The organism is Neotamlana laminarinivorans, from assembly GCF_020523925.1.
GTDB lineage: Bacteria > Bacteroidota > Bacteroidia > Flavobacteriales > Flavobacteriaceae > Neotamlana > Neotamlana laminarinivorans.
In genome coordinates, this window is sequence record NZ_JAJAPW010000007.1 from 100,852 (window position 1) to 118,421 (window position 17,570).

Annotated in this window: 13 protein-coding genes and 1 tRNA gene; 11 read left to right on the forward strand and 3 right to left on the reverse strand. The window is 32.8% G+C overall.

The genetic code is table 11. The annotated features are described in order from the left end of the window. The first annotated feature begins 6 nt into the window (after positions 1 to 6). From LG649_RS14295 to LG649_RS14345, 11 genes are all read left to right on the forward strand, one after another. Positions 7 to 807, forward strand: coding sequence for a siderophore-interacting protein (locus LG649_RS14295; RefSeq protein ID WP_226544504.1), 801 nt, complete (start codon positions 7 to 9; stop codon positions 805 to 807). 91 nt (positions 808 to 898) lie between these two features. After that, positions 899 to 973, forward strand: a tRNA-Pro gene (locus tag LG649_RS14300). Between the two features lie 233 nt (positions 974 to 1,206). After that, positions 1,207 to 2,175 carry a site-specific integrase gene (locus LG649_RS14305; protein WP_226544505.1) on the forward strand — a complete coding sequence of 323 codons (969 nt, stop codon included), beginning with the start codon at positions 1,207 to 1,209 and terminating at the stop codon, positions 2,173 to 2,175. A gap of 87 nt (positions 2,176 to 2,262) precedes the next feature. Beyond that, complete coding sequence (locus tag LG649_RS14310) at positions 2,263 to 2,499, forward strand: helix-turn-helix transcriptional regulator (RefSeq protein WP_226544506.1); 237 nt, start codon at positions 2,263 to 2,265, stop codon at positions 2,497 to 2,499. A 3-nt stretch (positions 2,500 to 2,502) separates the two neighbouring features. Next, a complete protein-coding gene (locus LG649_RS14315; protein WP_226544507.1) occupies positions 2,503 to 3,774 on the forward strand; it encodes a type II toxin-antitoxin system HipA family toxin in 1,272 nt (423 codons plus the stop codon). A gap of 462 nt (positions 3,775 to 4,236) precedes the next feature. Further along, positions 4,237 to 5,790, forward strand: coding sequence for a DNA cytosine methyltransferase (locus LG649_RS14320; RefSeq protein WP_226544508.1), 1,554 nt, complete (start codon positions 4,237 to 4,239; stop codon positions 5,788 to 5,790). Between the two features lie 10 nt (positions 5,791 to 5,800). Next, entirely contained in the window at positions 5,801 to 7,324 is a 1,524-nt protein-coding gene (locus LG649_RS14325; RefSeq protein WP_226544509.1) for an ATP-binding protein, read from the forward strand. An 8-nt stretch (positions 7,325 to 7,332) separates the two neighbouring features. Next, positions 7,333 to 10,515 carry a Z1 domain-containing protein gene (locus LG649_RS14330; protein WP_226544510.1) on the forward strand — a complete coding sequence of 1,061 codons (3,183 nt, stop codon included), beginning with the start codon at positions 7,333 to 7,335 and terminating at the stop codon, positions 10,513 to 10,515. Further along, positions 10,516 to 11,484, forward strand: coding sequence for a PD-(D/E)XK motif protein (locus LG649_RS14335; protein ID WP_226544511.1), 969 nt, complete (start codon positions 10,516 to 10,518; stop codon positions 11,482 to 11,484). Then, positions 11,485 to 14,112, forward strand: coding sequence for an AIPR family protein (locus tag LG649_RS14340; protein WP_226544512.1), 2,628 nt, complete (start codon positions 11,485 to 11,487; stop codon positions 14,110 to 14,112). Between the two features lie 1,190 nt (positions 14,113 to 15,302). Then, positions 15,303 to 15,728, forward strand: coding sequence for a DUF6943 family protein (locus LG649_RS14345; RefSeq protein ID WP_226544513.1), 426 nt, complete (start codon positions 15,303 to 15,305; stop codon positions 15,726 to 15,728). A gap of 278 nt (positions 15,729 to 16,006) precedes the next feature. Here LG649_RS14345 and LG649_RS14350 read toward each other — a convergent pair whose 3' ends face one another. From LG649_RS14350 to LG649_RS14360, 3 genes are read right to left on the reverse strand one after another with little or no spacing between them, the layout of a single operon-like run. Further along, entirely contained in the window at positions 16,007 to 16,243 is a 237-nt protein-coding gene (locus tag LG649_RS14350; RefSeq protein WP_226544514.1) for a hypothetical protein, read from the reverse strand. 19 nt (positions 16,244 to 16,262) lie between these two features. Continuing rightward, positions 16,263 to 16,676, reverse strand: coding sequence for a DUF5675 family protein (locus LG649_RS14355; RefSeq protein ID WP_226544515.1), 414 nt, complete (start codon positions 16,674 to 16,676; stop codon positions 16,263 to 16,265). A 2-nt stretch (positions 16,677 to 16,678) separates the two neighbouring features. Beyond that, positions 16,679 to 17,434 carry a hypothetical protein gene (locus LG649_RS14360; RefSeq protein ID WP_226544516.1) on the reverse strand — a complete coding sequence of 252 codons (756 nt, stop codon included), beginning with the start codon at positions 17,432 to 17,434 and terminating at the stop codon, positions 16,679 to 16,681. Between the last annotated feature and the right edge of the window lie 136 nt (positions 17,435 to 17,570).

Below are 17,570 nucleotides of genomic sequence, written 5' to 3' on the forward strand. Positions count from 1 at the left end.
CTTTTTATGTCTAAAATTGTTCAAGATGTATTTACAGTAGTTTCAAAAAACTTTGTAACACCAAATTATATTCGTGTTGTGCTCACAGGCAATGTAAGTTTGTTTAAAGGTGCAACCTTAGGCGATAACAATAAAATATTTATTCCACCAAAAGGCATGAAAAAGGTACACATGCGAAGTTATATTGAAGAAACCAACGAATGGATTTTACCAGAATTAGCCGTAAGACCATTTATGCGCACTTATACAAACCGTGCAATTAATTTTGAAACTAACGAATTGGTTTTAGAATTTGCAAACCATGGGGAAGAAGGGCCAGCATCGGCTTGGGCAAATGCAGCACAAATAGGAGATGAGTTAGGTGTAGCCATGAAAATAAGCGGTAAACAGCTCTTTCCAGAAGTTAGTAATTATTTGCTCGTAGGCGATGCTACGGCAATACCAGCTTTAAGTGTAATTTTAGAAAACCTGCCTTCAACTGCAAAAGGGAACTGTATAATTGAAGTTAAAACTGAAGAAGACAAGCAAAGCTTAAAAACCAAAGCCGACATTAATTTTAAATGGATTTATAATGAAAACCCCGGCGATGGAAATGCATTATTTGAAGCAGTAAAAGCAGTAGAACTTCCAGAAACTTCAAAGTTTGGTTTTGTAGCTTGCGAATTTGCAACTGTAAAACAGATTAGAACTTATTTAAGAAAAGAAAAGCAATGGGAGCAAAATGAACTATTTGCTTACTCTTACTGGAAAAAAGGAATGGCAGAAAACGAATCGGCAAAAGATAGGCAAAAAGAAAAAGCCAACTAAATTTTGTAATTATAATAAATAACTTATATTTGCACCCCGTAATAATAAAAGGGCTTTAATTATAATTATTAAAACTACTTTTTTTATTCTTCGGGGTGTAGCGTAGCCCGGTTATCGCGCCGCGTTTGGGACGCGGAGGTCGCAGGTTCGAATCCTGCCACCCCGACAAATATGGAAACCATATTAAATTAAAACCTTGTAAATTGTATGATTTACAAGGTTTTATGTTTTTTAGGTGTTCATATAAATTGAATTAATATGGTTTAATTCGGTTAACAATTCGGTTAACAGTTTGCAAAGTAAAAAAGTGTTAACCGAATTGGATCTTAAAATTCTGTAATTGAGATAGTTGATTTGACTTTCGTCTTGAATAAATGTTTAACAAAAAAGGCGACAACTATGCAATCACATCTAACATTTACCCAATCCTTTTGGGTAAGTACTTCTCGTATAAAAAATAATGAAGTTTCTGTTTATTTACGCATAACTGTAAATGGAAAGCGGGCAAACATCAGTTTACATCGTAAAGTAGATTTATCCCTATGGGATCCAACAAAAGGAAGAGTAAAAGGAAACAACCATGAATCCCGTTTACTAAATCGGTATCTAGACGAGGTTAAAAACAGAATATATCAAGCTCATGATGAGCTTGTAAAGGAAAAAGTCATTTTGTCGGCGCAATCCATTAAAGTGCGCTTTTTAGGAGAAGACAAAGAAGAATACACTTTGCTCACATTAGTGGAATATCATAATACACAAATGAGTGTGTCTTTAAGTTATGGCACCTTAAAGAATTACTTTACGACGCATAAGTATATTAAACTATTTCTAAACAAAAAGAAACTACAGGACATCTATTTATCGCAACTTACATTTCGTTTTCTGGTAGACTTTGAAAAGTTTCTGCGAACCTATGAGCCGATAGACCATCAAAAAAAGATGCAGAATAATACCGTTATGAAACATATACAAAGGCTTCGAAAAATGGTAACCTTGGCCTATAAAATGGAGTGGATAGAAAAAGACCCTTTTATAAAGTTCAAGCCCACATATATCAAAATTGAACGCGAATTTTTAAGTGATGATGAATTACAAGCTATTGTTGATAAAAACTTCGGAATTGAGAGGTTAGATTTGGTAAAAGATCTGTTTCTTTTTAGCTGTTATACAGGACTATCCTACATAGACGTTATGCAGTTAAGTGAAGATAATTTAGTTATCGGAATTGATGGTGGGCAATGGATAATAACGAGTCGACAGAAAACAAACCATAAAGTTAAAATACCCATGCTACCAATTGCAGAAGCATTAATCAACAAATATAAGGATGATATAAAAACCAAACACACAAAATTAAAAATATTTTAGCCAATAAATTGGTTATTTTTACACAAAACCCCTATATTTAACCAATATAATGGTAATAATATGTTAGAGGTAATAACAATAAAAGAGGTGAAAATTAAGATTGGTGAGGCGTGTAAAGCACTTCGTAAATCAAACAACCTGTCTCGAGAAGATTTGGCGGAGGCTCTAGAGGTCTCAAGCACAACCATTCAAAACATCGAAAATGGTAAAAATGCAACACTCGACAATGTATTAAAAGTAGCAAATCATTTTGGGCTATTGCAAGCTATTACTAAAGAAATAGATAAAACCATAACAAACCAAAACAATATATCACTCTATTAATAAATGGCCAGAGATAAAATTATAGAGCTTATGGCGTTTGGCCTAGAAATAGGAAAATTAGGCTACGATCCAGATCAAGGCAAATCCGTTTTTCAATACAACCCCGAATTCTTAGATTCGGGTAAGTATTCAAAACTATTTCCCTTTATTTTCAAACGTACTAAACAAGCGCAAGTATTCACAGAATACCAACAGGATACCTTTCAAGGCTTACCGCCTATGATTGCCGATTCCTTACCGGATACTTTTGGGAATATAATATTCCAAGAATGGCTTACCTCACGAGGAATTCAAAAAGTAACGCCGCTTGAGCAACTGGCCTATGTGGCAGACCGTGGTATGGGCGCACTAGAATATAAACCGGTCAAAGAGTTGCCTAATGCTACTAAGGTTAACTTGGATGAGGTAATTACTATTTTAGAAAAAGTTCTTAAACTAAAAGAAGACACAACAGGTAAAAACCTCAGCGAATTAGCCCTACTTAATGTATTCAAAATAGGAACCTCAGCGGGTGGGGCAAGACCTAAAATATTAATATCTGAACATAAAGAAACTGGGGAAATTATTGCTGGTGATAGAGCATTTAGCGACGCCTATAATCACTATTTAGTAAAATTACATATGGATGATGGCGATGGGTATAATAAAGAAAAAGTAGAATATGCCTATTACCTATTGGCCCAAGAAGCAGGCATAAATATGATGCCATCAAAGCTTATAGAAAACAAACATTTTGCAACCCTTAGATACGACAGACAAAACGGTGAAAAACAGCACGTGCTTACAGTAACTGGTTTAACGGGGTGGGACTTTAAAAGTCAACCTGAAAATTCATCCTATGAAAATGTTTTCAAAGTTGCCTTAAGTCTAGAAGTGCCTCATAAAGATATACAGCAACTATTCAAACGTATGGTGTTTAATCTTGTGTTTAAGAATGTAGACGACCATTTAAAAAACCATAGCTTTATCTATAATAAAGATAATAATACCTGGAATTTAGCCCCCGCATACGATCTAACTTATGCCCTAAATCCGCTATTCACGTTTAAAACCACCTCCAGAGCCTTATCTATTAACGGTAAACGCACAAATATTACAATAAAAGACCTATTAACTATGGCCGAGGAGTTTGCTATTAAAAACCCTAAAGGAATTATTAAACAGGTCCATGCCCTAATTCCACGATGGTCAGCACTTGCAACGGAGTTAGAAATACCCGAAAAGATTACTAAAGCCATTCAAAAAGAATTAACAGTAATAGAATATAGCAAGTAAATCACACGCGCATATTTAAGGGAAAACAGACCAAACGAAACCAATTAAGTAACGCATGTCATTCATAAAAATAGCTATAGATCGAGGGAGAATTTATCCGTCTCTAAAGCCTCCATGTCATTTGCCATAGAAAACTAGAAATCATTCCAGTCCCTTGATCTAAAGTAAATTCAAAACCTAGTCCAATTCAATCAGAAGTATCCATTATATAAATCCAACTATGATTAAACATATTAAGACTTCAAGCACTACTAAAAAATATGTAATGATAGATTTTTTCAACTTCATATTTAAGTTAGGTTAAAATAAAACTAATAAAAATTAATGTGTATTGAAGTATTCTTCTTGTTTTATTAGAAGTTAAATTAAAATAATATGTATAATTAAAACTTTTTTCTTAGTTACAATTAATAATTTTTTTAATTGTACTGATGTTAATTTTTTTTTATTTTACTCATTTTTATGCAAGAGACTAAACAAATACCTATAATAGATTTATTTGCTGGCCCTGGAGGTCTTGGAGAGGGCTTTATGGTATTAAAAAACAAAGAAAAAAAATCAGTTTTTGATATTAAACTTTCCATAGAAAAAGATATAAATGCGCATAAAACACTAACATTAAGAAGTTTTTATAGACAGTTCGTGAAAAAGAATAAATCTGTTCCTCAACAATATTATAATGCTTTAAAAGAAGCTGATTTATCAAAAAGGGAAGTTCTTATTGAAGAAATGTTAGATAATTATGATGAGGGGTATATTGCGAGAAAGGAAGCTAGACTAATCGAATTAGGTTCTAAAACATGGACTGCAAAAAAAGTAGATCAAATAATTAAAGATCAATTAAAAGGAAACAAGGATTGGGTATTAATTGGAGGTCCTCCTTGTCAAGCTTATTCAAATGTTGGACGCTCAAGAGTTGGAGGAATAAATAAGGAAGATCATCGTGTTTATTTGTATCAGGAATATCTCAGAATCATTAAAAAGCATAAGCCTGCTGTTTTTGTAATGGAAAACGTCAAAGGTCTTTTATCTGCTAAAGTAGATAATGAAAAAGTTTTTGACTGGATGAAACGAGATTTAAAAGTCAGTAATAATTACGAAATACATTCATTAGTAAAGCCTGTCTCTAAAGATTCAGATTTTTTAATAAAATCAGAGAAGTATGGTATTCCTCAAAAGCGTCATAGAGTAATTCTTTTGGGAATTAGAAGAGGTTATAGTCATAAGGGAGAATATTTGAAAGAGAAAACTGAAGTTACACTGAAATCAGTTATTGGTAATTTACCAAAAGTTAGAAGTGGATTAAACAGAAGTTTCACTCATTACCATTTAAATGAAGTTTATAGAAATGGCAAACCTAAGCGATTATATAAAAATCTACCTGACACCAGTGAAAATTGGCTAAAGGAAATGTCAAAAAACATAAAGCAAATTAAGTTATGGGGTGAATTGGAATTAAACGGACTCGCTAATGGTCCAAAAGAAATAGAATTTGGTACTGGCGCTGAGTACCTAAAATCCAACAATTTAATATCTACAAGTCATATATTAAAAGATTGGTATACAGACAAACGATTAAAAGGAGTAATAAATCATGAGTCTCGTTCACACTTAACTCAAGATTTAATGAGGTATTTATTTGCAAGTTTATACGTTGAAAAACATAATAGATTTCCACGCTTAAACGATTATGCTGAACACAGTAAAGATCTTCTTCCGGATCATGCGAATGTTGCATCTGGTAAATTTGCGGATAGGTTTAGGGTACAAGTGCCTGACAAACCTGCAACTACAATAACTAGTCATATATCAAAAGACGGACATTATTTTATTCACTATGACCCATCTCAATGCAGATCCCTAACTGTCAGGGAAGCTGCACGTATACAAACTTTCCCTGATAATTATTTATTTAGAGGAACTAGAACAGCACAATATCATCAAGTAGGCAACGCTGTCCCTCCTTATCTAGCTTATCAAATTTCTTCGATTGTATATAATATTTTAAAATCATAGAGTTTTCTATATGAGAATAGTAAATACTAAAATTAAAAGTGAAGATGCATCTCCAAATCCAGAGTATCTAATAAAATCTATAGCAGAGCAAGGGTATAGTTTAGAAACTTCTTTAGCTGATTTAATGGATAACTCTATTTCTGCAGAAGCTAATAAAATAGAAGTCTTGATTGACACAGATTCTGAGCCTTTTAAATTGTTTTTAGCTGACAATGGCCAAGGAATGACAGAAGAGGAATTAAGCAGCAATATGCAGTTTCCAAGTAATTCCCCTGAGGATTCTAGGTCAAATTCTGACTTAGGGAGATTTGGTTTAGGGATGAAAACGGCATCCTTTTCACAAACACGAAAATTTACAGTTTTATCAAAAAAGAAAGGTGACAACAAATATTATGGTAGAACTTGGGATGTTGATTTTTTGAAAGCTAATGGATGGAAAATAATTATCAATTCAGATGAGGAAGTTGCTAGATTAATGTATCAATATAACCAGTTATCTAAAGAATTTTTAAAAAGATTTGATGATTATGAGCCTAACACTATTGTCATTTGGGAAGGTCTTTACAAGTTTGAGAGTTATTTAAAAGAAGGCAATAGGAAAGAGGCTTTAAAAAAAGAAATAACTGAGGTAACTTCTGATTATTTAGCATTGGTTTTCCATAGGTTTATGGAAAAAGATAACAATCCATTAAAAATTAGAATTAACAATACAATTGTTAGCCCTTTCAATCCTTTCCCAGAAGAAGAAAAGGATTTTAGACAAATCGAGCCTAAACAGAGTTCGTTTAGATCAGATGTAATAAAAATTGAAGGTTTTGTACTTCCGTCAAGAGCAATCACAGAAAGCAAAAAAGGCCTTACTAAATGGACGACAACATATCGAGGATTAATGGACATGGAAGGTCTTTATATCTATCGAGCTAACAGAATTATATTATTTGGAGGCTGGAATGGAATTGTTAAGAAAGCTCCTAGGCTGCAATTAGCAAGATTAAGAGTTGAAGTAGGTAATAGTGTAGATCATTTACTCCATCTAAATGTAGCCAAGTCACAGATAGTAGTACCACACGAACTTAGAAATGCTTTTGAAGATTATATTGGAGAATTAAAAATAGAAGCTGAAAGAGAATATTACAACAGAGGAATTAGGAAATTCTCTGGCACAAAAACTCAAAACCACGTTCAATTATTTGAACGCGGCTACTCAAACAAAGGTTCAATATTAGAAGTTAACAACAACTTTCCTCTCGTAAGAAATCTTAAAGATTCTCTTGATAAGAAACAAAAATCTCAATTAAATCTTCTCCTAAGAATGATTAACACTAGAGTTAATAATATTAGACATGTTCATGAAGAAAAAGAATTTATGGGTATCGAGGAAAAAGATGGTATTAGCCTAGAAGAACTGTATAATAATATTTTAGAATTATTAACTAGTGGAATTTCAAAAGAAATGATTAAGGAAGAAATAATTCCTCATCTAGGATTTAAATACGCTTCATTACCTGATGTTATAAAATCAATATTTAAATAAACAAATTAATGAACTATATAGATGTTTTTAAACAAATTATAAAAGAAGAAGTTAGTAAGTCCATAGTGGACAAAAGGTTCATTGATGATTTATTCCATCAAATAAAAGAATCGGTTATTAAGACAGCTAAACTTTTACGTCTTCCAGAGGTAGATGAAACTACTCTAAAAAGTTATTTTGAAACTGCAAAAAATGAATATCTATCGGTTAACCCAATTGATCCAGGAATTAGTCACTCTTTAACGAAAGAAGGTTTCAAAACATGGCTAAATGATAAAAGAGAAAAAGAAATAACCTGGGACTATTCAAAAAGATATTTTGAACACTTAAAAAAAACTGGAAGATCTGAAAAAGTTGTCAAGGAAACGGAAGATTCTAGTTTTTCTATCCTTGGTAAAATGGCTGACCCTAAATCAAAAAATCCAATTTACAATAAGGGTCTTGTTGTTGGTGCTGTTCAATCAGGTAAAACTGGAAATTTTAATGCTGTAATAAATAGAGCTATAGATGCTGGTTACGAAATTGTAATTGTGCTTGCTGGTATTATGGAAGATTTAAGAAGTCAAACTCAAGAAAGAATAGAAAAGGACGTAATCGGTGAAGGAAAAATAGATTCCGGTGAACCAACTGGAACTAAGGGAGTTGGTAAAATTAGACGATTTGGTGTTAGAGGTGACGATAAGGTTATACAGATAAAATCGCTTACCTCTGAAAGTAAAGATTTCAGTAAAGCTGTTAAGGAACTTGATCATACGTTAAATGACAAATATGTGCTTGTGTGTAAAAAAAATGTCAGTGTATTAAAAAATCTAATAATATGGCTACATAATTCTTTAGAAGAAGGCAAGGACAAGCATAATATTCCACTGTTAATAATCGATGATGAAGCAGATAATGCATCATTAAATAATATGGGTGCGAAAGGAAGAAATTATGCCAGTAAAACAAATGGGCACATTAGAGCTATTTTAGAACTATTCCATGTAAAGTCTTATTTAGGCTATACTGCAACACCATTTGCTAATGTTTTACAAGATCGAAATGAATATCCTGAAAATGATTGGGAAATTAAATATAAGTTTAAAGGAGATGATGTTGAAAAACAGCTAAAAAGAGTCGATAATATATTTCCTGATGATTTTATCGAGTTATTAAATCCACCATCAAATTATGTGGGAGCTAAGCAAATATTTGATACAGTCATGCCAATAGATAATCAAACAGATGACAATGAAAAAATCCCTTTAGTCGCGCCTGCTGTAAATGATTACATAGATAATTTTCCCTCTAGACTTTATCAAAATGATGATGAAGATATTGTTGGTGTAGAAAATATTAGAAGCAGGAGTGAATGGGATGAAAAATTTGGATTTGGTGGTTATTTAGATTTTGATTCTTATACAGATTACAGGAAAGAGACTTGGGCTTCTCGAAAAGAAGATGATTTTCCAAAAGAATTGCCGGAATCATTAAAGACAGCAATTAAGTGTTACATCATTGCCTTGACTATTCGAGAAACAAGGATACCAAGCATGGTTAATTCAGATCTATATCAACCTCATAACACCATGCTCGTTCATGTTTCAAGATTTACATTTTGGCAGAACACAACCAAGAAGTTGATCGATGAATATGTTAATGAAATTGTTTCTAAAATTAATAACGACAAACCTAATAGTTCAACTTCAATATATACGGAATTGAAAAAATTATGGTATAGTCCTTATGGTTTTGCGCATATTGTTGAAAATATTAAAAGTTATTTACCAAAAGGATATGACGATGAATTTATGAAGCCTATAGTGTTTGATTCATTAATTCCTGTTTTTATCGACGCAGTAAAAGGTATAGAGGTAAAAGCAATAAATAGTTTTACTAAAGATAAATTAGAATACCCAAAGAATTCACCAAAAAAATACATCGCAATTGGTGGAAATAGGCTCTCAAGAGGATTTACTCTAGAAGGACTTACTATCAATTACTTCATTCGAGTTACTAACTATTCAGATGCCTTACTTCAAATGGGTAGATGGTTCGGCTACAGACCTGGATATCTAGATTGCTGTAAAATATTTACTACACAAGATTCTCTTGAAAAATTTAATGATACAACTCTGTGTATTGAGGAACTAGAGACTGAGTTTATCAAAATGGAAGAGCAAGGAAAAACACCTCAAAACTTTGTATTGCGTGTAAAAAAACACCCAGGCACTCTTAAAATTACAAGACCCTCAATTTTGAAAAATGCTGTTGAAGTTAAATGGTCTTATCAAGATTCCTTAGTAATGACCACTCAATTAAAAGTGGATAAAAATAGCATAGTCAATATTTGGGATAATTTCAAGAACAACATTGCGCCAAAATTTCACAAGAGTGAAAAAAAAGATATTCTTATTTATAGAACTGATGCAAATGAGGTTATAAATATTTTAAAAACCCAACCGAACAATTTTAATGATAAGAATCCTGAACATTTAACTAAGTTTATTGAATTATGTAATGAAAGAGGATATTTAAATAATTGGACAATTGCATTAAAAATTACTGGTTCATCTAAACCTGGTTTATCCAAAGAATTAGTTGGTCTTAGTAACGATTTAGATTTTGGACACGTTGAATTAGCCAGAAGATCTGGTCCGAAAAATAAAAATGACAAAGATTTATTTTTCAATAAAAAACTATTTAGAGCCAGTAGTAAAAGTGCAAATATCATATCCTCTAATGAGGATATGTCAATATTACTATCTGACAATCAAAAGGATCAGGCCAAAGAAAATTTTTACAAGTTTAAGGCAACTGAATATAGGCGAAAAGATAAGACCATAACAAAGGAGATAGCTGAACAAAAAGCGAAAAAGCACAAAACTATACCAGAAAGATATTATAGGGAGAAAATGAACGAAACAGAAGGACTTCTTATGATTTATTTATTTGATGCTAGATATTCATTCAATCAACGTGGCGTTGATGAAACTTTAAAAGAGGAATTTAAAGACTATATTATTGATAATGAACTTACTGATGTGATTGATAATACACCGTTAGTTGGTTATGCTATTGAATTTCCTCCTATTCAAAATGATCCAGGAGGAACATATTTGCAAGGGGATTATGAATTAGATCTTGACGAAGAAGCAAGCAATGAAATAGATGATGAATTAGAAGGAATTATTGATATAACAGAAATTTAGATGAATAAGAATGAATTAAATTCTAAATGGGAGAATATCGCATCTTTCAAAAATAAAAAAGGCTACAAGGCTCTAAGAATTACTGCGGTAAGTATACCAGATCTTTTTTTAGCGACAGATGAAGATGGTCACAGGTGTTTACTACTTTTTTTACCCAAAAAAGTGGATGTAAAACTCAAAGGAGTAGATAAGAGTAAATTATTAATTTCATTTCTGCCATCAAAAGGAATAGTGCTGATAAAATTAAAAGATTTTGATTTTAAAGATTTATTTGATGATTTGATTTTATCAATTTACTCAAAAATCAATCTTATCTCTAAACCAGTCCAAGCATCTGAAGAATTTATAAAGACGTTCTATAAATGGGCTTTATTTTTTGAAGATAAAAAAGTAAAAAAACTGGGAGAAGAACTAATACAGGGTTTGTTTGGTGAATTGTTTGTTTTAAGTCAATATTTAAATGAATCAAATCCATCAAATATTAATTCTATACTTGATTCTTGGAGAGGACTTTATGATGCTGCCAACGATTTTGAATTTGATTTAAAAAATATTGAGGTAAAAACTAAAAAAGAATCAACCCGATTCGTGAAAATTTCTAGTGAATACCAATTGGAAAAAGTATTGGATAAGGATTTAGAATTAGTAGTAGTCTCTGTGAAACTAGATTTAATTGAAGGTAAATCAATACATGACATGCTTCTAGAAATTGTAAAACAGGTAAGAGAAAACCTTGGTGATTTATCAATATTGTATCAAGCATTAAATCAAAAAGGACTAACTCTTGAAAATTTAAAACAATATAACAATTATAGATTCATTGTTACAAAAACAGAATCATTGAATGCTGGTCATGATGATTTCCCAAAGCTATCAATATCTAATATTGTAAGTGAAGTTTCGAATTTGAAATATATGTTAAGAGTAACACAGTTGAATCAGTTTTTAATTGAATCAAAAAAGTATTAAATGATTTTAGAGGAGTATTTTAATTATAGAAATGAATTGTTAGATCAATCAAAAGATGATGAAGGTTTTATACAAGAAAATTTAATCCTTTCACAAGTTTTGCCATCAATGTTAGATGCAAAATTGATAGATTCAGAAGATTTCACTAATTCTTATTTTAAATCAACTGCAGATAAATTAAAAATAAATGCTTACAGCATTAATGAATCAGGCGAAAGACTTCAGCTCTTCCTAATAGATGAGAATTCTATCGATTTGTCTGCTACATCAAAAGAACTCATGATCTCGACTAAAGCTTCATATGAAAGTCAGTTTAAAAGGTGCACAAACTTTCATAATAAGGCTATTAAGGGACATCTTAATGATGAAATTCAAGATTCTAGTCCAGTAAGACCATTAATTTCCAGTATTTCTTCTTCACAAGGAGCAGAACAATTCGATGTTGTAGAAATATTTCTAATTACATTAACTTCAACTGTTTCACTTAGAGGTGCTTCTCCTCAACCTAATAGAATAGAATTTGAGGATGAGGAGATTGTTGTGACATATCAGAAAAACAGGGAGAGAAAGAAAAAAGATTTACTTCTTAAAAAGAGAATAATAGATTTAAATTTCTTGTATAATGTTCTCATATCTCAAGGAAGTAGAGAAGCATTAACGGTAAATTTTGAGAAAACTTTTGGTGAATCTTTATATTCTATTAAAGCGGCAGATGAAGACTATTTTGAATCTTATTTATGTGTCTTACCTGCTTCAATACTTTCAAGATTATATAAAGAATTTAGCACTAGGCTATTAGAAAAAAATGTTAGGTCTTTTTTGCAGTTTAGAGGAGTTAATAAAGGTATTAGGGAAACAATTAGAAAGGAGCCAGAGAAATTTGTTGCTTATAATAATGGATTAACCATTACAGCGACTGACGCAGATATTTCATATGAATCTGGTCAATATAAAATTAAATCTTTAACAGACTTTCAAATTGTAAATGGTGGTCAAACTACTGCAACAATATATTTCACGCAAAAAGACGGTTTCGACATTAGTAAGGTGAAAGTAATGGCGAAGATAAATGTTGCAAAAGAAGCTACGGATGAAGAATTAGAAGAACTAATCTCTAATATAAGTACCTATTCTAACGCACAATCTAGAGTCTCTAAAGTAGATTTAAGATCAAGGAATCCTCAGTTAGTGCGAATAAAATCCCTAAGTGAAAGTGTAATGACTCCTTCTGGGAAAAAATGGTTTTTTGAAAAGGCAAAAGGTGAGTTTAACACAAAGTTGAGAATTGCGGGGTCCAACAAAAGAAGATTAGCTAAAGAATATCCTACGCAAAGAAGATTTTCTAAAGAATTAATGGCAAAATATTACTCTGCATGGGGAAATCAGCCTCATCTAGTAAAAAAAGGTGGTGAGAAAATATTTAGATATTTTATTGAAAAACTAACAGGTGAAGGTGAGTTTAAGAAACCTATAAATGTAAATCGAGATTTTTATGAGGAGCTCATAGCAAAGATTATATTATTTAGAAGTCTAGAAAAAATCTATGGTGCAGGAAAGAATTCAATGGGCCAATTAAGATCAGCCGCTGTACCATATAGTCTTTCTGTTTTATTTATGATAACAGATGCCGATAAAAATGCACCTTCATTTGATCTTTTAAAAATATGGTTAAATGAAGAACTTGAAAATGACCTTGCAGCATATTTAACTCAACTTTTGAAGTTAGTCAATGAGCTTATTAAGAAATATTCTGAAAGTGATGATTATGGAGAATATTCTAAAAAGGAAGAGTTATGGAAGAGAATTAGTTTATCAAAAGAAATTAAAGAGTTTACAGGTAAAGACGACACCAAAAAAATCATCGATAAATATGGTATTAGCAAAACTGAATTAAAGAAAAGAAAAGGTTCAAATGAAAATTTAGAAGAAGTAGATTTTAAAAGTTTAATTGATAATGTATTAATCCATTCAAATGGTATTAACTATTATAAATCAATACAGTCAAATACTGAACTATTATCTGGTTCAGATGAAAGAAAACTTTCAGGATTAGTACATGCAATAATTAACAAAAAGGATATTGAAGACGATTTAGTGTTATTTGAAAGCAGTTTAACAAACAAACTTAGAGTTGAAGTTCCTGATTTTTTTGATAACATTGAAAGAGAAGATAGTTTACTATACAATACATTAGATTATGTGATTACACATTATAATAAGTGTATTAATGAGAAGAATGATGTTCTTTTAGAATTTCAAAAAATTGAAGCAATTGCAAAAGCTAAGCAAGTAAAATATGCATCAGTATTTGATCAAATAGGAAAAAAATTGGTTAAAGGGATTCCTCCTAAAATCAAAGAAATGTATTATGCTTCTTATATTTTAAAAGATAAAAATATAAAAGAATTAAAGCCTATAAAAACACTTGATATTAGTAAAGTTATAATAAACGAGCTATTATTAAGGAAAATGTTCGAATGGGATTCTACTGCAAAAATTTTAAGTCCGAAAGAACGTGCTTATATAGCTGATTTTGCTTGGGGATTAAAAAAGTTAAATTCTTTCCATGAAAAAAATATTAGAAGGCATTTAAAAAATCTCGTGAATAAAGGATATTTAATTTATTAAAAATGCTCAAAGTTCAAAAAAAATTGATTAATTTATTAATACGCTAAATTGTGTTACTCTTCATATTATTTTTTGAAAAAAAAAGAAAATCGGTTTATTTAAATTTAATAGATAAATTATAAACGCAGGTAAAGCGGTGTTCCGCCTTCGGTCGTTGGCAAAACCTGCGCCAAACCTGTATAGCACTTGTTTTATGCCATATTATTTTAAAAGTTAAAACAAGAGCTATAAAGCCCTTGGGGTGTTTTTATTAAACTCAGGCAAACCCCTCCAAGCGTAAATCCAATCGCGGTTGCCCAAAGTGTAATTAAAACAGTTGGGCACACGTTTTTCGCGCCTCGGTCAGTTGTCACGGTAGTTCCTTTACTTGTGTTGCAACGCCATTCCGTGCCTCCAGGCGTCCCAAAACAAGCAACCACTACCCATAATTTGGCTCGCCTGCAGGGCGCCACGGGCTTCGGCTTTCATGCTTAGGTCGCCGCCGCCATCCCTTGCTAAATCCTTTACTGGGCTCTGGCAAGTCTAAGGTAAGCCTCGTGTACATGCCGCTACGCACCGCCTTTTTGTGTAAAATAAAAGTACAAAAAGCCTAAGCTTCGCAGCAAACATAGCTACAAACTACCTTTGGAAAAAGTCTGCCTTTTGTACCACCCTAGCGCCACTCGCTAGGCGGCTCGCAAGCTTTGTACAAAATTTAAAACCAATACACCCCAACACTAAAACCTAAACCGCGTATCGGTTTTAAATCTTGTCCAGCCGAATAGCTCAAGGCTGTTTTACCTGCGCTCTCATCAAAAAGCATAGTCTTTAACAGGATCTAATAAACCACTAAATTCATTATAAAAGATGCTGAGGTAACCTTAATAATAATGTTGGGTTTTACACGATATAATTGTCAAAATACCAATCCCAAAAAAGCAAGCAAAGATATGTGGCGCACTTCGGCCAACGCTTTAAGCTGTAAAGTTCAAGCCCTCCGGGTGTTTCAAAAAATCTCCACTTAGTCAAGCGGTTATAAGTAGTAATAATTATGGTGTATTAAGCCAATGGGTAAAAGCATAGATTTGTACTAAGTAGTATTTTTTGAAAAAAACTGGACAGCTTTCCCACGCCACAAATGCAGAGGCTGTCTTTTTTAGGGTGCTGATGAAAAATGATGCGCGAAGCGCTTAATTTTAAATTGGATACCCATGCAAACGTTTATCATCAAAACCCATCAACCCGGAAAGTCTTATCCCCAACCGCATTTTTTTGTGCTTAATAAAGGATTAAATGCCGGTAAGTCTCTAAAAAAGCCCTGTCCCAATTGCTTTGTCATTATAACCAAGTCAGTGCATAGTTGCAACCACCTGTTTCACCTCACCTTAATGTTACAAATCGGGCAATTTTTTAAAGCTTATTTAAAAGGAAGTGTAATTCCCTTTATTACTATTAATGATTGTGCAATGGTAATTAAAAAGGCCTATTGTGAAGATGCGCAATTGTTAAACAAAAGTGCTAAAATGATAGAAAATTTGACCAAAAAGGAAGAGGAGTACCAATTTTTGTTACATAAACTAGCCCAATTAAAAAGGGCCTATATTCAAAGTATATTTAAAAACTTAGAGCTTATGTAATAAAAAAAACTAGGGCAGAAGTAAATCTGCCCTGGTTTTAGCTGTTATAAAAAAGATAATTAATCCTGTCCCTTTATTAATGCAATCAGCCATTTTAAAAGCAATGTCACCAGAAAACTAACCACAGCACCAAAAACAGCCAATAGGCCAGTGCTGATAAAATCATTCAAACCTAAGTTGGGTACGGCGGAAAATAAAATACCTCCTAATAGGCTAAATCGGGTTTCTGTGCTGTTAACGGACATAATAAATGAAATTAATAAAGGATAAAAAATACATTACTCAGGGGTTTCCGAATCGGCATCCGATTCAGCATCCAAAACTACCGCTTGACTAACGGCCGTGGCTATAGTTCCGGCTAAACTAATATAGGTGGCAGCCGTAACTAACGCAGCGGGTAAGGCTACAGGTGCAGCTATAATAGTACCACCAACAGTGGCTAAGGCTATTCCTATATTGCGTAAAACTTTGAAAAATTTGGGGGTGGGACTGGTGTAGCGTTCTACAATGTTCATAATATGAAGTTTTAAAAAATTAATAGGTAATGAGTGGGGTGGAGGTGATCTTTAAGTGAACAGGAAGATCCTGTTCAAAACGTTGATAGCATAAAGCAACAAACCGATTCAATAACGGACGCGAGTCATAACCTTTGCCAATACCGCTTAAAACTGTTACGGGTGCAATGCAGCCTCGTAAATCACGTTGTGCATCATTGGCAGCATGGATTAAAATCAACCGACGATCCTTGACTTCACTTACAAGTAAATGGTGTTTAAAACGCGTCGAGTAACGCGGTAAAAGCAAGTATTCACCTTCCGGAATGCATGAGGTGCCTCGGGCATTATTCAGCCAAGGGAGCTCTATACTAAAACCAAAAAAAGCACCATTAATAAACAAGGCACCGTTGGTACCTTGCTTAAAATAGGTTCTGTGTAATACCACTTCCATAATTATGGAGTATCAACAGTAACAATAGCCAAGGCGTTAAAGGCACCATTCTTTAAGGCGTACATTTGCCCGTTAACTTCTTGGTAAAATTCAATACCCAATACTTGAATAACAGGTAAAGTAGAATTAGCTGTTAAAGACGCGCTCAAATCTATAGCAGCGGTATTAGCAGCTTCATAGGGTAAAATAGCAGTCTCCGAGCTTTCAAAGGTTGAGGTTTCATTTTCAAAATCCAACTCCGAAGCACCCATAGCAATCTTAAAATGTGTGGTACCACTAGGAGCTGCAATACGCAAAGTAGGTGAAAATGGGGCTATGGAAACAGTAGCATCACCAGAAGCACGATCAAAAGCCTTGGTAAACGACGCAAATAAAGTAGCACCTAATTTTCCGTTTAAATTAAATTCAAAATCCTGTAAAAGGTCCAAATTACCATCCTGTACAGTACGTAAACCTCTAGCGTTGCTAGTATCGGTTTTAGTAACAGCAACCAATTGCTTGGTTAAACGCGATACCACGCGTTTATCTTTAGCATTTTGTAAGAGTACACGAATGGCATTACGTAGCACTTTGCCACCTTTACCAGCACGCCCAAACTCCGAACCGTTCTCACGAGTTCTTTGAAACGCCGGATCGGTTGCAATACGGTTGGCATCAACACCGCCTTTTTCACGAGCCAAATGCCCATCGGCAGTTTTGTAAAAAGAAATACCACCAATGGTACCTTTAAGTCTAATAATTCCAGTTTGTTTTGCCATAATAGTTGTTTTTATAATTAAAACAGCAAAACAATCGAATGGTCATAAAGACTTCAAAAACAAGAGGCTATCAGTACCGATAAGCCACACTAATTCCGTTTTTTGTATTTTTAGTAAATCAAAAGCATAGATAAGC